This is a genomic window from Lysobacter ciconiae (assembly GCF_015209725.1).
Lineage (GTDB): Bacteria > Pseudomonadota > Gammaproteobacteria > Xanthomonadales > Xanthomonadaceae > Novilysobacter > Novilysobacter ciconiae.
The window spans coordinates 1,026,292-1,048,020 of record NZ_CP063656.1 but is presented as its reverse complement, the minus strand read 5'-3'; the positions used below and the strand labels follow the sequence as shown (position 1 = coordinate 1,048,020).

Below are 21,729 nucleotides of genomic sequence, written 5' to 3'. Positions count from 1 at the left end.
CCGTGCGCCGGGCGCCGAAAAAACCGGCCTCAGTCGCGAATCCTTGCTGCGTGATCGGAAAGCATTGCGGACGTGACGGAAGCCACGACGCGATCGACGTCAGTCTCGACGAGCGTGCGCGATTCTTCCTGCAAAATCAAGCCCATAGCAAGACTCTTGCATCCCGATTCCACGCCTTTCCCCTGGTAACGATCAAACAGGACCAGGTCGCGCAGGACCGGCCCGGCGGCTGCGCGAATGGTCCGCGCGACGTCGCCCCAGGGCACGCCTTCGGGCAAAACGAAGGCCAGATCGCGCCGTACCGACGGATAGCGCGACCGTCCGCTCGCCTTGGGCACCGGTCGAGCCTGCAGCGGTTCCAGGTCCAGCTCGAAGCCGATGACGTCGACATCGATCTCCAGTGCCTGCAACAGGCGCGGATGCAACTGGGCAATCCAGCCCAGTGGCTGCCGCTCCCCCGCCGAATTCCGGCGGAAGACACGGGCGCAGCGACCGGGATGCGCCCAGGGGGCTACCGCGGTTTCGTACGCCAGGCTCGCCCCGGACAAGGCTGCGAGGCTTTCCAGGTCGCCCTGCAGGTCGTGGAAGCCGACCTCGCGCGACGGCTGGGCCCACTGCTCGGCCAGCGCATCGCCGCAGGCCACCGCTGCGACGCGCTGCGTGTGCAGCGGCGCCACACCGTCGGCCGCCGTGAAGACGTTGCCGGTCTCGAACAGGCGGACCCGGGATTGCTGCCGCGCGGCATTCCGTCCCAGTGCCGATACCAGGCCCGGCAGCAGCATCGTGCGCATCGCGCCCAGCTCGACGCTGAGCGGATTGGCGATCACCACTGCGCGTTCGGAAGCGGACCAAGAGTCGAGCAGGTCGCCATCGACAAAGGCGTAGTTGATCGCCTCCAGATAGTCACGCGCCGCCATATGGCGGCGGATGTCCGCCGCATCCACCAGGGTCTCGGAGGGCGCGGCCAGCCGCGACGCTCCGCTGGGCAGCGTGGTCGGAATATTGTCGTAGCCGTGGATGCGGGCGACCTCCTCGATCAGGTCCTCCTCGATCGCGATGTCGAAGCGGCGGCTGGGAGCGATGATCTGCCAGCCCTCTTCCAGCGCTTCCACCTGCATGCCGAGCGCGCGGAGGATGCGCTCGACCCGCGCACCGGGTACCTCGATGCCAAGTACCCGCGCCAGCCGCGCACGGCGCAACACGATCGGCTGCGGTTGCGGCAGATGCTCATGCAGCGCCGCCTCGACCACCGGGCCCGCGCTACCGCCGGCGGCATCGAGGATCAGCGCGGTGGCGTACTCGATGGCGATGCGTGGAAGTTCGGGATCCACGCCGCGCTCGAAGCGGTGGCTCGCGTCCGTGTGCAAGCCGAGCTTGCGGCTGCGGCCGATGATGGCGGCGGGCGCAAAGTGTGCGGCCTCCAGGAACACGCTGCGGGTCGCCTCGGTCACGCGAGCGTCAAAACCGCCCATGATCCCAGCCAGCGCGATCGGCGCGTCGGCATCGGTAACCAGCAGGAACTGCGGGTCGAGCGCGGCGTCGCGGCCATCCAGAAGCTTGAGCCGCTCGCCGGCGCGGGCGCGGCGGACGCCCACCGTGCCGCCGCTGAGCAGATCCCGATCGAAGGCATGCATCGGCTGGCCGAGCTCCAGCATCACGTACTGGGTCACATCGACCAGCAGCGATACCGGGCGCACGCCGCTGCGCCGCAGGCGCTCGGCCATCCACAGCGGGGTGCGTGCAGTCGCGTCCACATCACGCAGTACGCGACCGCAGTAGCGCGGTGCGTCGGCGCCGGCATCAAGGTGGATCGACAGCGCGTCCTCAATGCGCGCCTCCACCGGTTCCACGATGAAACCGGATACCGCAGCATCGGCGGCCGCCGCCACGTCGAAGGCGATACCGCGCACGCCGTAGCAGTCGGCGCGGTTGGGGGTCAGCTTGATCTCGATGGCCGAATCGGGAAGGCCCAGCAGATCGCCTACCGGCGTGCCGGGAGCGGCATCGGCCGGGAGTTCCAGAAGCCCCGACGCATCGCTATCGGTGCCGAGCTCCTTCGCCGAACACAGCATGCCGAAGGACTCGGCGCCGCGCAGTTGGGCGGCCTCGATTTTCATGCCGCCGGGCAGAACCGCCCCGACTTTCGCCAGCGGCGCCATCAGGCCGGCGCGGGCATTGGGCGCACCGCAGACGATCTGCACCAGATCATCGCCGCCGGCATCGACCTGACACACCTGCAGGCGGTCGGCCTCCGGGTGCTTGGCCGCCGATACGATCCGCGACACAACGACGTTGTCGAGGCCGTCGCCGATGCGGGTGACCTCCTCCACCTCCAGGCCGATCGCGGTGAGGGTGTCGACCAGCTCGTCGTGGCTGGCAGTGGTGGATACGTGCTGGCGCAGCCAGTTTTCGGAAAACTTCATTCAATCGATCCCTGGCTTACGCGAACTGTTTCAGGAAACGCACGTCGTTTTCGAAGAAGCTGCGCAGGTCGTCGACGCCGTAGCGGAGCATCGCAAAACGCTCCACGCCCAGGCCGAACGCAAAACCGGTGTACTTCTCCGGGTCGACACCGATGTTGCGCAGTACGTTGGGATGGACCATGCCGCAGCCCAGAACCTCCAGCCAGCGCATGCTCCCATCGGGCTGCTCCCAGGCAATGTCGACCTCGGCAGACGGCTCGGTAAACGGAAAGTAGCTGGGGCGGAAACGCATCTGGAAGTCGCGCTCGAAAAACGCCCGCACGAACTCGGCAAGCGTCCCCTTCAGGTCGGCGAAACTGGCGTGTTCGTCCACCAGCAGGCCTTCGACCTGGTGGAACATCGGCGTGTGGGTCTGGTCGCTGTCGCTGCGATAGACCTTGCCGGCCGCGATCATCCGCAGCGGCGGGGAATGGTCCTTCATGTAGCGGACCTGCACGCCGGAGGTGTGCGTGCGCAGCAGGCGGGCGACGCCACTGCCGTCGGGACGCATGTAGAAAGTGTCGTGCATCGCCCGCGCCGGATGATGCGGCGGAAAATTCAGGGCCTCGAAGTTGTGCCAGTCGTCCTCGATCTCCGGCCCGTCGGCGAGTTCGAAACCCAGTCGCCCGAAGATATCGGTGATCCGTTCCAGCGTGCGGCTGACCGGGTGCAGTCCACCGCGCGAGGCGTTGATTCCGGGCAAAGTGACATCGAGGGTCTCGGACGCCAGCCGGGCGTCCAGCGCCGCCTGCTGCAGCGTGTCGCGACGTGCGTGCAGCGCCTCGGTGACGGCGTTGCGGGCCTGGTTGATTGCCTCGCCGGCTGCCTTGCGCTGGTCGGCGGGTAGTGTTCCCAACTGCTTGAGCTGGGCGGTGATGCTGCCGGACTTGCCCAGCAACTCCACTCGCAGCGACTCCACTGCGGCGGGGGCGTCAGCGGCGGCGATGCGCTCCAGCGCCTGGGCGGTGAGGGTTTCGATTGCGCTCATGCCTGTTCCAGAAAAAAACATGGGGAAGGACTTGCGCCCTTCCCCATGCGTGACTCTCGTTGCTGACCGGCCGCCGCGGACAATGCCGCGTACCGGTGCCGCACGTTTACGCTGTGAGCGCGCCCTTGGCCTTCTCGGTCAGCGCGGCAAAACCCGCCGCGTCGTGCACGGCGATGTCCGCCAGCACCTTGCGATCAAGGGTGATGCCGGCCTTCATCAGACCGTTGATGAAGCGGCTGTAGCTCATGCCGTTCATGCGGGCAGCCGCGTTGATGCGGGTGATCCACAGCGAACGGAAATTGCGCTTCTTCTGCTTGCGGCCGATGTAGGCGTACTGCTGTGCCTTGATGACGGCCTGATGGGCGACGCGATAGACCTTGCGACGGGCATGGTAATAGCCCTTGGCCAGGTCGAGCACCTTCTTGTGGCGACGGCGCGCCTGTACACCACGTTTGACTCGTGCCATTTTTCAGTCCTCCTCAGGCGTAGGGCAGCATGCGATTGATACGTCCAGCGTCTTCCGGGCGGGCGTAATTCGTCTGCCGCAGGTTGCGCTTCCGCTTGGTCGCCTTCTTGGTGAGGATGTGGCTACGGTTGGCGTGGCCGCACTTGAACTTGCCGGACGCGGTCTTGCGAAAACGCTTGGCCGCCCCACGGTGGGTTTTGATCTTGGGCATTGCGAAGGTCCTTTCGGGTATATGTCACTGACATGGGCGGTGGCGTGGCCACACTTTCCGTCCTGCCCGTATCGGTCGATAAGTCATTGATCCGAAAAGGATCAGCAACAGGTCCTGAACTACAAACAACAACCCCGGCAAACCGGGCCGCCCATTATGCCGGCAGCGTCAGGCGCGCGCAACACAATGGGCCAATGGCCGTCTGCGGGTGTGCGGCTGCCAGAGACGACAGCGCCTGGGCTACTTCTTCTTCGGCGCGATCATCATCACCATCTGACGGCCTTCCAGACGGGGACGCGATTCCACGACGATGTCCTCACCCAGATCCAGCTCGATCCGGTCCGCCATCTGGCGGCCCAGATCCTGGTGGCGCATCTCGCGGCCACGGAACCGGATGTTGACCTTGATCTTGTCCCCGTCTTCCAGGAAACGGCGCATGTTGCGCAGCTTGATCTGGTAGTCGCCTTCATCGGTGACCGGGCGGAACTTGATTTCCTTGATCTCGACCTGCTTCTGCTTCTTCTTGGCCAGATTGGCCTTCTTTTGCAGATCGAAGATGAACTTGCCGAAATCCATGATGCGGCACACCGGCGGATCGCCGTGGGGCTGGATTTCCACCAGGTCGAGGCCTGCTTCCTGGGCGAGCTCAAGCGCCTCGTCGCGTGAAAGCACGCCGACCTGTTCGCCATCGCTGCCGATCACGCGCACTTTCAGCGCGCGGATCTCCTGATTCTTGCGGTTCCGCTTGTCGGGGGTACTGATGTTGCAATCTCCGGTATGGGTCGTTCGGCCGCACGTGCAGCCGACACAGTATGGACGACGCTGCCTTAGCGAGCGTCTTCGTTACGTAAACGCGCGGCGAACTCGGCAACGGACATCGAGCCAAGATCTTCCCCCCCACGCGTGCGCACCGCGACCAGGCCGTTTTCCTTTTCGCGGTCTCCGACCACGAGCAGGTACGGCACGCGCTGGAGCGTGTGCTCGCGAATCTTACGGCCGATTTTCTCGTTGCGCAAATCCTTTTCCACCCGGAACCCTTGATCTGCAAGGGATTGGGCGACTTCTGCCGCGTAACTGGCCTGGGCGTCGGTGATGTTGCCCACCACCGCCTGCACGGGTGCCAGCCAGGCTGGAAAGTGGCCGGCGTGATGCTCGATCAGGATGCCGATGAAGCGCTCCATCGAGCCGACGATCGCCCGGTGCAGCATGACTGGGTGCTTGCGCTGGCTGGACTCATCGATGTATTCCGCGCCAAGACGGCCGGGCATCATGAAATCGACCTGCATGGTCCCCAGCTGCCAGGTACGGCCGATCGCGTCACTCAGGTGGTACTCGACCTTCGGGCCGTAGAAGGCGCCCTCGCCGGGCAGCTCCTCCCACTCCACCCCGGTGGCACGCAGCGCCAGGCGCAAGGCCTCCTCGGCCTTGTCCCACGTCTCGTCGTCGCCCATGCGGGGCTCCGGGCGCAGCGCCAGCTTGACCTGCACGTCGGTGAAGCCGAAGTCCTCGTAGACCTTCATCGCCTGCTGGTGGAACGCGGTGACCTCGGACTCGATCTGCGCCTCGGTGCAGAACACGTGGCCATCGTCCTGGGTGAACCCGCGCACGCGCAGGATGCCGTGCAGCGCACCGGACGGCTCGTTGCGATGGCAGGCGCCGAACTCGCCGTAGCGGATCGGCAGGTCACGGTAGCTGTGCAGGCCGTGGTTGAAGACCTGGACGTGGCCCGGGCAGTTCATCGGCTTGAGCGCGTAGGTGCGCTTCTCCGACTCGGTGAAGAACATGTTCTCCTGGTAGTTGTCCCAGTGGCCGGACTGCTTCCACAGCGAGACATCCAGGATCTGCGGGCAGCGCACCTCGTCGTAGCCGCTGTTGCGGTACACGCCGCGCATGTACTGCTCCACCACCTGCCAGATCGCCCAGCCCTTGGGATGCCAGAACACCAGGCCTGGCGCTTCCTCCTGCATGTGGAACAGGTCCTGCGCGCGCCCGATCTTGCGGTGGTCGCGCTTCTCGGCCTCCTCCAGCTGCAGCAGGTGCGCCTTCAGGTCCTTGTCGTTGAGCCAGGCCGTGCCGTAGATGCGGCTCAGCATCTGGTTGTTGTGGTCGCCGCGCCAGTACGCGCCGGCGACCTTCATCAACTTGAAGCTGCGCAGCTTGTCGGTGCTGGGTACGTGCGGACCGCGGCAAAGGTCGGTGAACTCGCCCTGGCTGTAAAGCGAGAGGTCCTCGCCGTCCGGGATCGAGGCGATGATCTCGGCCTTGAAGTGCTCACCGATGCCGTTGAAGAAATGGATCGCGTCATGGCGCGATTTCACTTCCCGGCTCACAGGCAGCGCCTCCTTGGCGATCCTGTGCATCTCCGCTTCGATCGCCGGCAGGTCTTCGGGCGTGAAGGGCCGCTCGTAGGCGAAGTCGTAGTAGAAACCGTTCTCGATCACCGGGCCAATCGTGACCTGGGTGCCCGGGAACAGACGCTGCACTGCCTGGGCGAGAAGGTGCGCGGTGGAATGGCGGATCACCTCCAGCGCGTCGGGATGCTTGTCGGTGACGATTTCCAGCGCGGCGTCGCCGGTCAGACAGTAGCTGGTATCGACCAGATCGCCATCCACCTTGCCGGCCAGCGCGGCCTTGGCCAGTCCCGGGCCGATGGATGCGGCCACGTCGGCAATGCTCAGGGGTGCGTCGAATTCACGGCGGCTGCCGTCGGGAAGGGTAATTGCGATCATGGCGGTGTCTACAAAGTGGCTGGCTGGAGGTCGGAAAAACGTCCGACCCGAAAAGAGAAAAGCGCCCCCTGGGCGCCTGCATCGAAATGGAAGCCCGGGGCGGTTCTAGCGTTGGATGCGCGTAGTGCTCATGTCACACACTCGACCGGCACGTGGGTGCGGGCCACCTTTGCAGGGATGGGGCGGCGAAGCTTCACCGCGGGACCTTCTAATATTGGGGACCGGGAAGTGCAAGTCAACGGCGTCGGATATCGATCGCTCCTCAGCGCGCCTGCTGCGCTACAGATCGTGCACTACCCACTGCCCTTCCCGCGCGTCGGGAGCGGCCCCCAGGGCCGCGCGGGCCACGTCCTCGGGTGACTGCCCCGACTGCCACGCGACCGCCATCGCGGCGAGGCGCTCACGGGTGGTCCGGGTGTACGCGCCCTCCAGCTCGTTCTGCGCGTCAACGGCGAGTTTCTGCGGATACAGCCGCCTCGCGTCCTCGCTGTGGTTGAGCAGCGCGACCAGGCGTGAGGTCGCCTGTACAAAAGCGTCGCGACCCAGCAACTGGCGCTGGGTGCGTTGCAGGTGCCACACCGCCAGGTACTCCAATGGGCCCAGCAGACGTTGCGGCGTGGCGCCGAAGAAGTTGCCGGAAAACGTGCTGGCCGCGACCGGCGTCTTGCTGTCGGGCAGGCCGGTCGCGCCCCAGGAACTCAAGGCCCCGCCGGGCAGGTCCATGCGGCGCAGCGCCAGCCCGAAGGTATCGGCGAGAAGCCGCTGCGCGCGCAGATCGTCGCTCTCGGCGATCACGCCCAGTATGCGCAGGAAGACCGGATAGCGCGCTTCGCCCAGCCGGCGTGCGAGCCGCTTGAGCACGCTCAGCCGGTACTCGGGATCCGAGTGCGACGCGAGCGCCGCCACCAGGCTGGCTGAAGCCGAGCGCAGTCCGTCGGACGAAGGAATGTCATTCATGGGGCAACCGGTCTCCGCGCAGGATCAGAACGCTGCGACGCGCCGATGCTAGCCCTCAGCCGAGTGCGGCGACTACCGCGTCGACGCCGACATCGACTGCCGACGGCAGGTCGAGGCGACCCAGCATGCCCTGCAGCGCCATGTCGCTGGACAACACCCGCTGTCCGCCGGCGAAACCGTCCCATGCCGCCACGCCCAACGCCTGCTCCCCCGCATCGATGACGGCGGAAGCGGCATGGCTGCGTAATCCGGTGGCCTCGTCGGTCGCAGGCGTGGCAGTCGGCAGTTGCGCGCCATGGCGTGCAGGATCATCCAGCGCAAGACGGTCGGCGAGCGATTGCAGGCCGGCGCGATCAAGTTGTGGACTGTTGCCGATGCTGTTCATGCGTCTGCGTTGGCCTCGATGACACCCGGGGACGGAGGGATGGCTGAAATGTAGCGCGTGCACCTGACGCTGGCATCTGGGGTAACTACCAGGGTGCTGGCTCCGCATTCAGGTGCAGCTGGACGCCGCCGGAACCGGCGTGGGGCCATGCTAGCCTCTGATCCTCCCAGAATCGAGGGCCGCCCGTGTCGGAGAAAGACAAAGGCGCCGACAAGACCGAGCCCCCTACCCGAAAACGTATCCTTGATGCGCGAAAGGAGGGCAATGTCTCCAAAAGCCGCGACCTCACCGGCACCGTGCTGGTGATGGGCTGGCTGGTGACGGCCTGGATGCTGGTGGGCTCGATGCACTCGCGGATCAACAACCTGTTCGAGCAGAGTCTGGCGACGCTGGGACAGCCCTTCGAGACCAGCCTGCCGCTGCTGGCGCAGACCGCGATCGAGACCTTCCTGTGGCTGATGCTGCCGCTGCTGGCGATGTCGCTGATGCTGGGCCTGCTGATCGAGTTCCTCCAGGTCGGCCCGCTGCTGAGCTGGGAGAAGGTCAAGCCCAAGATGGACAAGCTCAACCCGGTCGAGGGCATCAAGAAGATGTTCTCGATGGACAACCTGGTGGACCTCATCAAGTCCATCGTCAAGTCCGCGGCGCTGATCGGGATCGGCTGGATCGTCGTGCGCGGCATGCTGCCCGATCTGCTGCAGCTGACGACCTCCCCGCCCGAGGCGATCGGCGCAGCGCTGTGGCAGGGCCTGTCGCGGATCGTGATCTGGACGATCTGCGTGTTCTTCTTCATCTCGGCGCTGGACACCTCGTACCAGAAGTACTCGTACCTGAAGAACCTGCGCATGAGCCGGCGCGACATCCGCCAGGAACTCAAGGACAGCGAGGGCGACCCGCACGTCAAACAGCGGCGTCGCCAGTTGCATCAGGAGTGGTCGCAGCAGAACATGATGCATGCCGTGCGCGGAGCCAACGTCGTCGTGACCAACCCCACCCACATCGCCATCGCTCTGCGCTACCAGGACGGCGAGACCGACCTGCCGATTGTCGTTGCCAAGGGCGAGGGGCACACCGCGGAGATGATCCGCCAGGCAGCCGAGGAAGCCGGGGTTCCGATCCTGCAGAACATTCCACTGGCGCGCGGGCTGCACGAGAAGGTGGCGCTGGACGACCACATCAGCAACGAGTTCTTCGAGGCCGTCGCCGAGGTCCTGCACTGGGCCGAGGGCGTGCGCGACTCGCGCGACTGAGCCCGGTCTGGGCAGCGCACCGTCACTGCGGGTCGGTCAGGAAAACACCCGGTTGAGGACTTCCAGCAGGGCGCGGTTCTCACCCAGTTTCTTCAGCACCATCTCCACGTACACACCCATCAGCAGCAGGATCATGCCGGTTGCCACCCAGGCCTTGATCGGCAGCGTCAGCGCGAACACGTTCAGCTGCGGCGCGTAGCGGTTGACCAGTCCGAAGGATAGATCCACCAGCAGCAACAGGATCAGCGCCGGCGAGGCCATCACCAGCAGCGCGGTCATCAGGTAGCTGAACTGGCCGATGAACAGCTCCCTGCCCTCGGCCTGGATCTGCGGAAAGTAGGACATCACCGGCCACAGCGCGTAGCTGGACAGGAGCAGGTCGAGGAAGATCAGGAACGCGCCGCTGGCCATGAACAGCCAGGCCGCCAATTGCGACAGGAACTGCCCATGAGGCGCTGCCTGGTGCCCCTGGATGGGATCGAAGATCGACGCCATGGCCATGCCGACCTGGCTGTCCATCAGGTTGCCGGCGGCACCGATCGCCCAGAACACCATGCCGAAACAGAACCCGATCGCCATGCCCAGGAAGATCTCCTTGAGCACGATCACCGGCCACATGGGTGCGCCCATCGCATCGATCGGCGCCCCGGCCATCGCGATGGGCAGCGCGACCACGGCAAGGCTGACCAGGAAGCTGTTGCGCACCATCGCCGGGATGTTCTGCGAGGTGAGCAAAGGCAGCATCACGAACGCACCGATCACACGCGGCAGCGTGAGTGCCAGGGCCAGCAGCGCATTGCCGACACCGTCAAACGGCATCAGCCGGACTTCAGTGGATGCGCCGGCCCGAAACCGTCGCGCTTGCCGACGAGTGCGCGCACGCCCGTCCGCCGGGTCATCGCCTGACCAGCCCGGGGAACTCGATGAACAGGCGCTCGGCGAAGGTAAACAGCGTCCCGCCCAGCAGCGAGGCGGTGATGAACAGCGTGAGCACGATCACCAGCAACTTCACCGCGTAGGCGAAGGTCTGCTCCTGCAACTGGGTCGCCGCCTGCAGGAAGGCGATCACCAGCCCGAAGATCGCCGCCGCGGCGATCGGCGGTCCCGACAGGATCAGCACCAGCCACAGCGCCTGCTTGGTCAGTTCCAGGACCTCGTTCATGGCCGGACTCCGGAAATGAGCCAGGCGGGGCCACGACTGACGGCACCTGGCCTAGATCGCATACGTGAGCACCAGTCCGTGCACGAGCTTCGCCCAGCCATCGATCAGCACGAACAGCAGCAGCTTGAACGGCAGCGAGACGATCGTGGGCGACATCATCATCATGCCCAGCGCGAGCAGGATATTGGCGACCACCAGGTCGATGATCAGGAACGGCAGGAAGATGAGGAAGCCGATCTGGAAGGCGGCGGTGAGTTCGCTGACGGTGAAGGCCGGCACGATCACGATGAAGTCGTTGGCAGAGATGTCCGCCTGCCGCGCCGGTGGCAACAGCCGCTGCGCGCTGCGCAGGAAGAACGCGCGTTCGGTGTCGCTGGAATGCTTGATCAGGAACCCGCGCAGCGGCTCCTTGCCCACCTCGACCAGCTTCAGCAGGCGCGCGGTATCCATGCGCTCGCCCGGTGCCAGCGGCGGCAGTGCGGCGACCCCTTCCTGCTCCGCTTCCGCTTCTGCTTCCGCTTCCGCTTCTGCTTCCGCTTCCGCGTCGCCGGCTTCGGCAAGATTGTCGCCCTGGGATTGCGCGGCGACCTGCGACCCGGCCGGGCCCAGCATCTGCGCCGTGCTGTCCACCGCAACCTCGACGCCGGGAACCAGCGCCAGCGCGGCCGGAGCGGACGATTCAGGCGCGCCGGGCTGCGTGGCCGGCGCGGTCGCACTGGTGGACTGGACCTGACCGGTGATCGCCGCGTGCGTGTCCAGCAGCACCGGATACATCACGTAGATCGACAGCACGATGGCCAGGCCGTTGATGACCACGTTGGGCGGGACCTGCTGCAGCCCGAGCGCGTTGCGCAGCAGGCTGAGCACGACCACGATCTTGGTGAACGAGGTCACCATCACCGCCACGAACGGCGCCAGCGCAAGGCTGACGACGGTGACGAGGATCAGCGCCGGGGAGAAGGAACTGAAGTCCACGCGTCAGCTCCACGCCAGCAGACGGATACCAAGCGTATCGCCGACCGCGACCACCTCGCCGCGACCGACGTTGCGGCCGTTGGCGCGGATGGCGACGTTGGCGCCTTCCAGGCGGCTGGCCAGCGGGAAGACGTATCCGGGCTGCAGGGCCGACAACTCGGCGATGCTCAGCTCGAGCTCGCCCAGTTCAAACCGCAGCTGGACCGGCAGTTGCTCAATACCGTCGCCGCCAACCGGGGCCTCCGCTTCCGGCTGCGCGCCGGCTTCATCGTTGCTGGTCATGGAACTCTCCTGAGGGGGTGACAAAGATTCTGATGGGCCGTCCACGCGCCAGCCCTGGCCGTCGAACGCCAGCGGCCAGCGTCGTCCGCACGCGAACGCGTGCACCGGCGGAGGCGCGCGCAGGCGACCGGCAACAATGACACTGCCCGGCGTGAGGGTCCGCCATTCGGCAAGGGGGATCTCGGGTCCGGCAAAAGCAATCGCCACGTTGGCCGGCAAGCCAGGCCAGGCGCCCAGCGGCACCGGCGGATCCTCGCCGTAGGGGTCTCCGGCGCGCGCAAGCAGGGGCGCCAGGCTGTCGACCGGCAGGCGCAGCAGCCCGCTCAGGCCCGGCGGCTTGGGCTCGTCGGGAAGGTCGGGCTCTTCAACCACGAAGTCGAGCCAGACATCGCCGGAGTCCGCATCGGTCGCGACCGCTGCAGAGGCCGCATCGGCCGCCGGCAACACCGGAACCAGTGCCATTCCCAGCGCTTCGCTCAGGCGCGCCAACCGGGATTCCTGGGCCAGGCTCCAGGCGAGCACGCGTGAGCGGCCCTCGTAATCGCTCCAGTGCAGGCCGGCCCGCTCCGCCGACGAACGATCCTCGTCCAGGCGCAGCGCCATGCCCGTGCCGTCCGCATCGATGGCGAAGGTTGCGTCGCCGGCATCGGGTGTACCCGGCGAGAACACCAGGCGGCCTCCATCAGCCAGATGCCATCGGCGCGGGTATTCGAACAAGGCCTGCAGCGGAAGCAGCTGCGACGCCGCGATTGACGGCACGCGCCCACGCAGCGAGGTGACCTTGGTCGCGGCTGCGGCGTCGTCCCGGTTCGCCTCGATCGTTCCACTTCCCGCATCAGCCATGTCCGAGCGCCACCTTCATCAAATCGGGCACCGACCGTACCCCAAGCTTTGCCATCATGTTCGCCCTGTGCAGTTCAACGGTCTTGATGCTGATGCCGAGGATGTCGGCAATGATCTTGTTGGGCTTGCTCGCCACGACCAGGTCCAGCACCTGCTTCTCGCGCGGGGTCAGCTTGGCCAGCGCCACGGCTGCGCCTACCGGCTTGGCCAAGGCGGTGCGGATCGCCTCGATCAGCGCGTCATCGGAGAAGGGTTTCTCCAGGAAGTGTGCGGCGCCATTGCGCATCGCCTCCACCGCCAGCGGAACATCGCCGTGCGCGGTCACGAACACCAGCGGCAATGCGTTGTCGCGACGGCGCAGTTCGGCCTGCAACTGCAGGCCACTCATCTCGGGCATGCGGATGTCCGACACCAGGCATTCGGCCGGCGCGGCCGAGGTCGATGACGCCGTCGCAGCCGCATCCACCACCTCGGCGAGGAACTGCGGCCCCGAGGCATATTCCCGCACCTCGAAACCCGCGGTCTGCAACAGCCATGCGGTCGATTCACGGAACGCGTCGTTGTCATCGACCAGATGGACAAGCGTTCCGATTGCAGCGACGTCAGTCATGCCAGCCTCCGGCGTGGAAAATCCCGCGGCCCGTCATTGCCGTCCCTGAGCCGTAGGCAGGGTAAAGCCGAACACGCTGCCGCCGTCGGGATGGGGTTCAAAGAACAGGCGTCCCTCGTGGTACTCGATGATCGACCGGCAGATCGCCAGGCCGATTCCCAGACCATCGGCCTTGGTGGTGAAGAATGGCGAGAACAACTGGTCCTGCTCGTCCTCGGCCAGGCCGACACCACGGTCGATCACGCGCACCTCCAGATCGCCGTCCAGATTGACCCGGCCTTCCACGCGCAGGGCACGACGCTCGGCGGGAACCTCGCGCATGGCTTCGATCGCGTTCTTGACCAGGTTCAGCAGCACCTGCTCGACCATCACGTGGTCGGCCCACGCGGACGGCAGCACCGGAGGCAGGATCACGTCGATGCGCAGTTGCTGGCGCTCGGCTTCCAGCCGAAGCAGCTCAAGCACCGTCTCGACCATCGATGCCAGCGCCTGCGGGGAGCGGCGCGGTTCGCGGGCGCGGACAAACTCGCGCACCCGGGCAATCACCGCGCTGGCATGTTCGGCCTGGGTGCGCGCGGCCTGCAGCGCACGCTCCACCTGCACCGGGCCGCCAGCCTGCGCGACCAGGCGCAGGCTGCCGTTGAGGTAGTTCACGATCGCCGCCAACGGCTGGTTGAGCTCGTGGGCCAGGGTCGCGGCCATTTCACCGACCGACATCATGCGCGAGGTGAACAGCAACTTTTCCTGCTGGCTCTTGTGCGAGTCGAGTACTTCCAGGCGCTCGCTGATGTCGACCGCGGTCAGCAGCGCCAGAGGCGCGGCCGCGGCGGTGATACTGCTCCAGTGCAGCCCGTACCAGCGCCCGTTGTGCTCCAGCCGCACCTCGTCGCTGGCGCCGGGAAAGTGGGCGAGCAGCTGGTCGCGCGCGACGTGCCCCGGCAGCGGACCAAACTCGTCCATGTAGCGCTGGTTGGCGCCGACCAATCCCTGGCTGGCCGGATCAAACGCGGCACATGCGAACGGCAAGCCGTCCAGCACCGCCAGCAGATCGGGGCAGGAATCGGGCGACGCAGTCTTCCGTACGCCCTTAGTCTTCGCTTCACTGTTCATCGCGCCCCTGTCCCCCGCCTGTGTGCCCTCGGTCCCGTCCCCGCATTGGGCGGCCGGATCAGGCGAGTGTTGCTGCTACCGTAGCCGCGCCCTTCCCGCCCGAGTCCCGCTCCGATGGCTGATACGACCCATGCAACACGCAACCCGATCGCGTCCACCGTCATCGCGGCATGGTTGGCGCTGAGCTGTTTTACCGCCCGGGCCGGTATGCAGGACCCCACAGTGGCCGAAGCGGACCTGGCCGCCGCTGCGGGCGCACCCGTCGTCGCGTCCGGTTCGTTGGTCTGGGACCTGGTTGCGGTCGTGGTGCCCTTGCTTCTGGTCATCGCTGGCCTTGTCGCCGTCCTTTTTTTCGCCCGCCGCCGCTACAGGTTGACCGGCCGCGACGCTGCGCTGTCGATCGTGCAGGTGTTGCCGGTCGGTCCCCGCGAGCGGGTGGTCGTGCTTCGAACCCGCGCCGACCGGGTGTTCGCGATCGGCGTCGGCGCCCAATCCCTGACGCTCATTGCGGAGCTGGATGCGGCCGACGTCGCGGTGGACGCCGTGAAGCCCGGACCCTGATCCCCTTTCAAAAGCGTGCTGCGCATTACCGTCTGCAGTGTCGCGTTAGCTTCCGGTGAAGGCTGGGACAGGGCCGACACGACTGTCTGAACACTGCCGGCGCGAAGTCTCAGATAGCAAAAAAATCCGCGTCGCCTGCTGGTATTGCGGATCACATTCGGCTACGTTCGATTGACCTTGATTGTCACATACTGACGCTCAGGGCTGGAAGCTACGTACGAAAAGCCCGCTGCGCCTCGCGCCTCGGGACCGTACGTCAATCGAGAGAGGCAACGGATGCGATACGCAGCGACACTGATCTGCCCCTTTGCAACAGCTCGCGCGCCGAGCCGACCAACCGGCCGACGGAGCCTGCCTTGCGCACGCTGATCGGATCCTTGATGGCGGCGCCCGCTGGCGCGGCGCCCCGCAAGCGCGGCGGCTACAGCGATATCGTGCTGGCCTTTGCCGCCGTGTTGATCATCAGCCTGATGATCCTGCCGCTGCCGATGGCGGTGATCGACACGCTGGTCGCCTTCAACATCGCGATCGGCTTCGGACTGCTGCTGCTGGCGATCTACATACCGTCGCCGGTGGCGTTTTCCAGTTTCCCCAGCGTTCTCCTGCTCACCACCCTGTTCCGCCTGGCTTTGTCGATCGCGATCACCAAGTCGATCCTGCTGGAGGCCGAGGCGGGCCACATCATCGACACATTCGGCAACATGGTCGCCGGCGGCAACCTCGTGGTTGGCCTGGTGGTGTTCCTGATCATCACCGTGGTCCAGTTCATCGTCGTCGCCAAGGGTGCCGAGCGCGTCGCCGAGGTGGCGGCACGTTTCACCCTGGACGCGATGCCGGGCAAACAGATGTCGATCGATTCGGACCTGCGCTCCGGGCTGCTGGACAAGGACGAGGCGCGCACCAAGCGCCGCTACCTGGAAACCGAGAGCCAGCTTTACGGCAGCCTCGATGGCGCGATGAAGTTCGTGAAGGGTGACGCGATCGCCGGCATCGTGATCATCATCATCAACCTGCTGGGCGGCCTGGCCATCGGCGTGCTGCAACGCGACATGTCGCTGGGCGATGCGACCCAGACCTACAGCATCCTGACCATCGGTGATGGCCTGGTGGCGCAGATCCCCGCCATCCTTGCGGCCATTTCGGCCGGACTGGTGGTGACGCGCACCGCGGGCATCGAGGACGATCGGCATCTGGGCGATGCCATCTCCAAGCAGATCTCCGCGCAGCCGCGGGTGCTGACCATCACCGGCGTGCTCTCGCTGTTGATGATGCTGGTGCCCGGCTTCCCAACGGTGGTCTTCGGCCTGTTGGGCGCGACCCTGCTGACCATCGCCGCGTGGCGCTACCGCCACCAGAACGACCTGCTGCGCCGCGCCTTCCGCGTCACCGACGAGGCCATGGCAACCCACCAGCAGCCGGTCGAGATCGATGACCTGGCGCCGCCCGCACCGCTGCAACTGGCGGTCTCCCCCAGCCTGGCCGCGGAGTTCGGCAAGCAGCCGCTGCTCGATGGCCTGACCCAGGTCTGCCAGCGCCTGCGCGAGGAGTTCGGCGTACCGGTGCCGGCGCCGACGGCCCGCGTCGACGCCACGCTGGCCGATGGCGAGTATCAGCTCACCGCGTTCGGCGCGCGCATGGCGAACGGCACCTTGCGCACGGGCGCCCACTTCCGGCCCGCCCGCAGCAGCGGCGACAACACCCCTGCGCTGGCGGGCTTCCACCCGCCCCTGTCCGGCCACTGGCAGGACGAAGCAGGGGACGACACGCTCGCTCCCCTGGCGATGCTGACCGAGCACGTCCGCCGCGCGCTGCAGCGCCGGATGGGAGGGTTCATCGGCATCCAGGAGGCGTCCAACCTGTTCGCGAAGATGCAGCGCGACTACCCCGACCTGGTCAAGGAAATGCTGCGCGTGGTGGCGCCGCAGCGCGTGGCCGACGTGCTGCGCCGCCTCGCCGAGGAAGGCATCCCGGTACGCAACCTGCGCGACGTGTTTGAAGCGATCACCGACGTCGGTGGTCGCGAGAAGGACGTCGTGCTGCTGACCGAATACGTGCGCGTGGCCTTGAAGCGCGAGATCGCCGATCGCTATGCCGATGGCGAGCGCACGCTGCACGTGCTGCTGATCCACCCGGAGCTTGAGGATCGGCTGCGCCAGTCGGTCCGCGTGGCCGGTGGCGCCAGCCAGCTTGCCATCGCCCCGGAGCTGGCCGCCCGCCTGTCCGGCGAAGTGCGCACCCAACTGGCCCGCCAGGGCGGCTCGGTGCGCCCCGTCCTTTTGTGTTCACTGGACGTGCGCAGGCACTTGCGCAAGCTGCTGGAGAACGATTTCTTCGAGTTGCCCGTGCTTTCGTACCAGGAATTGGCAGCCGACCTGCGAATCTCGCAGGCAGGACAGATCAACGCATGACGCATCACGCATGCAAGGAGAAATTCCAATGATCGACGACATCGTCCCCGATCCAGAGCAGGCCTCCGCGACGTCGGAGTCGGCTCCGCAGTCAGCGGCAGCCGCCGGCGCCGACGAAAAATCCGCAACGGCGCAGCCCACAACCGCCAGGCTGGTGCTTCGCATCCTCGCCGGCCTCCACATCGGCGCCAACCGCGTGCTGGGCGACCAGGAAATGCTGCTGGTCGGCAGCGGCGAGGACTGCGACATCGTGCTGTCCGACGACGGTGTGGCTCCCCACCACGCCATGCTGCTGCGCAACGGCAACTCCCTGGCGCTGCGGGCAATCGACGCGCCCGCGGGTTTTGCCGGCGACCCGCTGTACCCCGGTGATCCGATCGAACTGCAGCTTGGCGCCCCGGTGAGACTGGGCGATGCGAGCTTCGCGGTGGGCGATGCAAGCGACCCGAAGTGGATGCCCGCGGACGGCCTTGATGCCATCGAGCAGGCGCCGTTGAACGCCCGCCGCGCCGTTCGTCCCGGCCTGGCCAAAACGCTTGCCGGCCTGGCCGTGCTGTCGCTGGTCTCAGCCGGCATCTATGCCTCCGTACGCCCGGTCACCGCGCCTGAGCCGAGCATGGAAGAGCAGGTCGCTGCGCTGGTCAGCACCTACAACATCGGCGACAACACCACCTCAATCAACGATGCCGGAATGACGGTATTGACCGGGACCGTGCCCGACAGCGCCACGCGCAGCCGCATCCAGCGCGAAGTCGACGCCAGCGAGCTGCCCTTGCGGTTGAACCTGCGCACCGGCGAGGACGTCGCCGCCGACGTCGCCGAGGTCCTGCGCAGCCAGGGCATCACCGCCCGCACCCGTTATCTGGGCAATGGCGACGTGGAAGTCAGTGGCCGTTTCGAGGACCAGGACAAGCTCCGGGCAGCCGCGACCTCACGCGCCATGATCGACGTTACCGGCATCAACCGGGTGATCCCGCGCAACTACGCCGACGAGGACGCCAAGGCACCCCAGCGCGCCAAGGCTCCGGTCGAACGCACCCGCATCGTCTCGATCGTGGGCGGCGACGATTCCTACGTGCTCGCCGCCGACGGTACCCGCTACGCAGTGGGAGCCGAGCTTCCCGACGACCGCGGCACGCTGGTCGCCATCGGCAAATCGGCGTGGGCGCTGGTCGATGGAAAGGTCCACCAGGTCAAGCCCGATCCACCCGTCGAGGTGGAGGAACCCACCGCAGAAGTTGCCAGCAATTCCGAAGAAAGCCGTCCTTCCGCCGCAGTCGCCAGGCAATTCGTTGCCGCCAATCCACGCACCAACCGGATGTAACCCGACAAGGGAATCAAGGAGAAACCTCATGAGCATCAACGCCAACGATCCGAACGCGCCCGTCACCACCTTCATCGCCACCGCGAGCAGTGGCAGCACCCGCAGCAGCGTGTCCTCCGGCGACAGCGGCAGCTGGTACGAGGCGATGTCCCGCGCCTGGGGCCAGACGCTTGACGGCCAGGCGGCGCGCGTGACGCAGCTGTCAGATGCCATCGCGTCGGGTGGCGACCAGCCGTCCAACATGGTCCAGCTGACCGCGGAGAGCCTGCGCATGCAGTTCATGTCCAACAACGCGGCGACCTCGCAGAACGCTGTCGGCCACGCACTGGAAACGCTCGGCAAGCGCCAGTAATTCCACCCCCTCGCGAGGACACGATCATGATCGAAGCAATCCAGGTATCGGCGCTCGACGCCGCCAAAACCGGCGCTGGAGGTCTGTCGCCCGCCCAGCAGCCGCAAACGTCGCAAGCGCAGGCCACGCCGTTCGACGTGCGTGATTTCGCCGCGACGATGGAGCGCACTGGCGCGGCGCCCAATGCGAACGCACCGGCCCCGGTGGCGCCGCCAACGGTGTCGGAGCCATCGCAGGGAACGCGGGCCGTGCTGGGCGCCCTCGACGGCCTCAACGGCGGCGCGGACAAGATCGAGTCGATGTCGCAGATCCTGACCGCCAACGGGGCCGATCTCACTCCGGGCGAGATGATCCAGCTCACCATGCGCAGCCACCAGTTCCTGTTCACCGCGCAGTTGACCTCCAACGTTGCCAACCGTTCCTCTGACGGCATCCAGCAATTGTTCCGTCAGCAGTCGTAAGCAGGAGCACGCATGAATCTTCGCAACCGGGCATTCCCTTGGCGCATCACCTGCCTCGTCCTGACCTGCCTGCTGCTGGCCGCCTGCAACCGGGTCACGCTCTACAACGAGCTGGATGAGCAACAGGCCAACCAGGTCATGGCGGCACTGCTCGGGTCCGGGGTTTCATCGGAAAAAGCGCCGTCCTCCAGCAAGAAGGGTTGGGAAGTGCGGGTCAACCGGGGCGACTTCCCGTACGCGATGCAGGTGCTCAACTCGCAGGGCCTGCCCCACGCCAGCTACCGCTCAATGGGCGAAATCTTCAAAAAGGAAGGTTTCGTGTCCTCGGCGATGGACGAGCGCGCGCGCTACATGGACGGGCTGCAACAGGAGATCGCGCGGACCCTGTCGCGGATCGACGGCGTCGTGGAAGCGCGCGTGCATATCGCCCTGCCGCCGCCGGACCCGCTGGGCGGCCGGGACAACGACTCCTCGGCATCGGTGATCATCTTCGAGCGCCCCGGCGCGAAGCTGCGTGACCGCGAAACCGACCTGAAGGTCTTCATCAAGGACAGCGTCGAGGGCCTGGCCGACGTCAACAAGGTCACCATCAAGTTCTTCACCATCGCCGCTCCGGGCGCGGCCGACCAGCAGACGAATGCGCCGATTGCCATGTCATCGATGGGCCCAATGGCGCTGGTAGCGGTCGTGCTGGCCGCCCTGCTCGGGCTGGGCATCGCATTTCGCGGAAAGCTGCGCGCGCGTCTGAGTCCAGCGGCCGAGGCAAAGCCACCGGCCTGGAGTGACTGATGGATACGGCGACCGGCTTGCACACGGTGATTGAAGGCACCGACGCCAGCTGGCTGGACGAATTTGATTCCGCATTGCTTGCCGAGGCGCGTTGCAGTCCCCTGGGACGCCGCCTGCTGGCGCGCACGCTCGCACGCGGCGCGGCCTCGACGCTGCTGGCGCCCGCTCCGAAGCCAGCGCTGGATCGCGTCGTAGCACGCTGGTCACCGGAAAAACTGCGCTCCTTGGTGCGCAACATCGGCGTTCTGGCGTTCGCGCCGGCGATCCGTTCCGAGGTCGGCCGCGAGCCGGTGCGCCGCCTCAAGCTGGCGCTCGACAAGCGCTACCTGCTGGCGCTGGATCGCAATGTCTGGGATGGCGAGGTGCCGCGTGACGTGCAGCTCCGGCTGCAGCAGGCGATGCGCACCGCGCTTGAGGAAACCGATGCCACGCCTGGGCTGCTCTCGCTGTTCGACCGCCACGGCTGCGCCGAATTGCGCTCTTGGGCCCATCCGCGTGATCCGGCGTTCACCGAATGGCTGGCGCTTCTGCATCCGCGTGAGCAGGCGTTGCCGCCGACGCACCTGCCTCCCTCGGCGGTGCAACAGCTCTATTCAGTCCACGCAGGCAACTGACCCACCCGAGCCGAAGAAGCAGATATCGACACCATGCGTTCAGACGATCAGTCCAGCAGCTTTTCCACGGCATCCCCGGCCACCCGGAGGCCGCATGGCGGTGTTGGCGTCATGGAGCCGGGGCGTTTCGAGCGCGTGCTGGCCGGCAACATCGTGCCGCCGGATTCCTGGGAGCGACTGGCCGACGTCGATGCCGTGGTCGAGCAGGTCAACGCCTTGCACACACAGGCCAGCGAGCAGATCCAGCAGGCGCGCAAGGAAGCGGCGGCGGCGGGATACGCCGAAGGCATCGCCCGCGCCCAGACGCAGATGACCGAGCAGCTCGCATCTCTCAACGAGCGGCGCGCCCGCGTGCTCGGCGAGGCCCAGCAGCGCGTGATCGACCTGGCCTGCGCGATCGTTGCGCGCCTGGCGCCGGGCTTCGATCCCGCGCAAGTTGCGCCATCACTGGTCATGGAGGCCGTCGAAGCTGCGCAGGCCGAACAGTTCCTGCTGATCCGCGTGCATCCCTCGGTACGCGAATCGGTGACGGCCGGTCTTGGCGCCGTCCGGCAGGCGCACCCGGCCGTCGGTGTGATCGAGCTGGTGGATGACGAGAGCTTGGACCCGCTGAGCTGCGTGGTCGTGTCGGAGGCGGGACAGGTGCGCGCCGGTATCGCCCAGCAAATTGAGGCGATCCGCTCCGCGCTGGCGGCGCACACGCCGGCGGTGGATCCCGACGACGATTCGGAAGCTGTTGGGGCGGATCGACGCGTCCAACGCTCGTCTGGTGATTCCACGTGAGCGCGCT

At 66.4% G+C, this 21,729-nt stretch carries 23 protein-coding genes; 9 read left to right on the top strand and 14 right to left on the bottom strand.

What is annotated here, in order from left to right:
* Positions 1 to 29: 29 nt before the first annotated feature.
* The 8 genes from pheT to INQ41_RS04810 form a co-directional block, all read right to left on the bottom strand.
* Positions 30 to 2,423 carry a phenylalanine--tRNA ligase subunit beta gene (pheT, locus tag INQ41_RS04845; protein ID WP_193986692.1) on the bottom strand — a complete coding sequence of 798 codons (2,394 nt, stop codon included), beginning with the start codon at positions 2,421 to 2,423 and terminating at the stop codon, positions 30 to 32.
* 16 nt (positions 2,424 to 2,439) lie between these two features.
* On the bottom strand, positions 2,440 to 3,450 hold the full coding sequence (gene pheS / locus INQ41_RS04840) for a phenylalanine--tRNA ligase subunit alpha (protein ID WP_193986690.1): 1,011 nt from the start codon (positions 3,448 to 3,450) through the stop codon (positions 2,440 to 2,442).
* Between the two features lie 106 nt (positions 3,451 to 3,556).
* A complete protein-coding gene (gene rplT / locus INQ41_RS04835) occupies positions 3,557 to 3,916 on the bottom strand; it encodes a 50S ribosomal protein L20 (protein ID WP_193986688.1) in 360 nt (119 codons plus the stop codon).
* A gap of 13 nt (positions 3,917 to 3,929) precedes the next feature.
* Positions 3,930 to 4,127, bottom strand: coding sequence for a 50S ribosomal protein L35 (rpmI, locus tag INQ41_RS04830; RefSeq protein ID WP_043958488.1), 198 nt, complete (start codon positions 4,125 to 4,127; stop codon positions 3,930 to 3,932).
* A gap of 240 nt (positions 4,128 to 4,367) precedes the next feature.
* The gene (infC, locus tag INQ41_RS04825; protein WP_084227701.1) at positions 4,368 to 4,889 is read right to left on the bottom strand and encodes a translation initiation factor IF-3; all 522 of its coding nucleotides are present in this window, start codon (positions 4,887 to 4,889) and stop codon (positions 4,368 to 4,370) included.
* A 65-nt stretch (positions 4,890 to 4,954) separates the two neighbouring features.
* Complete coding sequence (gene thrS / locus INQ41_RS04820; RefSeq protein ID WP_193986686.1) at positions 4,955 to 6,856, bottom strand: threonine--tRNA ligase; 1,902 nt, start codon at positions 6,854 to 6,856, stop codon at positions 4,955 to 4,957.
* A gap of 279 nt (positions 6,857 to 7,135) precedes the next feature.
* A complete protein-coding gene (locus INQ41_RS04815) occupies positions 7,136 to 7,813 on the bottom strand; it encodes a hypothetical protein (RefSeq protein ID WP_193986685.1) in 678 nt (225 codons plus the stop codon).
* 55 nt (positions 7,814 to 7,868) lie between these two features.
* Entirely contained in the window at positions 7,869 to 8,198 is a 330-nt protein-coding gene (locus INQ41_RS04810) for a hypothetical protein (protein ID WP_193986683.1), read from the bottom strand.
* Positions 8,199 to 8,383: 185 nt separating this feature from the next.
* Here INQ41_RS04810 and sctU point away from each other — a divergent pair, with 185 nt between their 5' ends.
* The gene (gene sctU, locus INQ41_RS04805; RefSeq protein WP_193986681.1) at positions 8,384 to 9,448 is read left to right on the top strand and encodes a type III secretion system export apparatus subunit SctU; all 1,065 of its coding nucleotides are present in this window, start codon (positions 8,384 to 8,386) and stop codon (positions 9,446 to 9,448) included.
* Positions 9,449 to 9,484: 36 nt separating this feature from the next.
* Here sctU and sctT read toward each other — a convergent pair whose 3' ends face one another.
* The 6 genes from sctT to INQ41_RS04770 all read right to left on the bottom strand — a co-directional run bounded on the left by sctT (position 9,485) and on the right by INQ41_RS04770 (position 14,430).
* Positions 9,485 to 10,267 (bottom strand): type III secretion system export apparatus subunit SctT, encoded by a 783-nt coding sequence (sctT, locus tag INQ41_RS04800; RefSeq protein WP_193986679.1) that lies wholly within the window; start codon positions 10,265 to 10,267, stop codon positions 9,485 to 9,487.
* A gap of 76 nt (positions 10,268 to 10,343) precedes the next feature.
* Positions 10,344 to 10,610, bottom strand: coding sequence for a type III secretion system export apparatus subunit SctS (sctS, locus tag INQ41_RS04795; RefSeq protein ID WP_043958481.1), 267 nt, complete (start codon positions 10,608 to 10,610; stop codon positions 10,344 to 10,346).
* A gap of 51 nt (positions 10,611 to 10,661) precedes the next feature.
* Positions 10,662 to 11,585 (bottom strand): EscR/YscR/HrcR family type III secretion system export apparatus protein, encoded by a 924-nt coding sequence (locus tag INQ41_RS13340; protein ID WP_282436987.1) that lies wholly within the window; start codon positions 11,583 to 11,585, stop codon positions 10,662 to 10,664.
* A 3-nt stretch (positions 11,586 to 11,588) separates the two neighbouring features.
* Positions 11,589 to 12,710 (bottom strand): type III secretion system cytoplasmic ring protein SctQ, encoded by a 1,122-nt coding sequence (gene sctQ, locus INQ41_RS04780; protein ID WP_193986677.1) that lies wholly within the window; start codon positions 12,708 to 12,710, stop codon positions 11,589 to 11,591.
* Positions 12,703 to 13,320, bottom strand: coding sequence for a response regulator transcription factor (locus tag INQ41_RS04775; RefSeq protein ID WP_193986675.1), 618 nt, complete (start codon positions 13,318 to 13,320; stop codon positions 12,703 to 12,705). Before INQ41_RS04775 ends, sctQ begins: the two co-directional genes overlap by 8 nt.
* Before the next feature lie 33 nt (positions 13,321 to 13,353).
* Positions 13,354 to 14,430, bottom strand: a complete 1,077-nt coding sequence (locus INQ41_RS04770) for a sensor histidine kinase (RefSeq protein ID WP_193986673.1) — start codon at positions 14,428 to 14,430, stop codon at positions 13,354 to 13,356.
* A gap of 114 nt (positions 14,431 to 14,544) precedes the next feature.
* Between INQ41_RS04770 and INQ41_RS04765 the strand changes: the two genes are divergently transcribed.
* From INQ41_RS04765 to INQ41_RS04730, 8 genes are all read left to right on the top strand, one after another.
* Positions 14,545 to 14,991 carry a flagellar biosynthetic protein FliO gene (locus tag INQ41_RS04765; RefSeq protein WP_193986671.1) on the top strand — a complete coding sequence of 149 codons (447 nt, stop codon included), beginning with the start codon at positions 14,545 to 14,547 and terminating at the stop codon, positions 14,989 to 14,991.
* A 380-nt stretch (positions 14,992 to 15,371) separates the two neighbouring features.
* Positions 15,372 to 17,399 (top strand): type III secretion system export apparatus subunit SctV, encoded by a 2,028-nt coding sequence (sctV, locus tag INQ41_RS04760; protein ID WP_193986668.1) that lies wholly within the window; start codon positions 15,372 to 15,374, stop codon positions 17,397 to 17,399.
* Between the two features lie 28 nt (positions 17,400 to 17,427).
* Entirely contained in the window at positions 17,428 to 18,723 is a 1,296-nt protein-coding gene (locus tag INQ41_RS04755) for an FHA domain-containing protein (protein WP_193986666.1), read from the top strand.
* Positions 18,724 to 18,751: 28 nt separating this feature from the next.
* Entirely contained in the window at positions 18,752 to 19,075 is a 324-nt protein-coding gene (locus INQ41_RS04750) for a hypothetical protein (RefSeq protein ID WP_193986664.1), read from the top strand.
* A gap of 26 nt (positions 19,076 to 19,101) precedes the next feature.
* The gene (locus INQ41_RS04745; RefSeq protein WP_193986662.1) at positions 19,102 to 19,536 is read left to right on the top strand and encodes a hypothetical protein; all 435 of its coding nucleotides are present in this window, start codon (positions 19,102 to 19,104) and stop codon (positions 19,534 to 19,536) included.
* 12 nt (positions 19,537 to 19,548) lie between these two features.
* Entirely contained in the window at positions 19,549 to 20,325 is a 777-nt protein-coding gene (gene sctJ / locus INQ41_RS04740) for a type III secretion system inner membrane ring lipoprotein SctJ (protein WP_193986660.1), read from the top strand.
* The gene (locus tag INQ41_RS04735) at positions 20,325 to 20,939 is read left to right on the top strand and encodes a hypothetical protein (protein WP_193986658.1); all 615 of its coding nucleotides are present in this window, start codon (positions 20,325 to 20,327) and stop codon (positions 20,937 to 20,939) included. Before sctJ ends, INQ41_RS04735 begins: the two co-directional genes overlap by 1 nt.
* Before the next feature lie 111 nt (positions 20,940 to 21,050).
* The gene (locus tag INQ41_RS04730; protein ID WP_193986656.1) at positions 21,051 to 21,722 is read left to right on the top strand and encodes a FliH/SctL family protein; all 672 of its coding nucleotides are present in this window, start codon (positions 21,051 to 21,053) and stop codon (positions 21,720 to 21,722) included.
* Positions 21,723 to 21,729 lie beyond the last annotated feature (7 nt).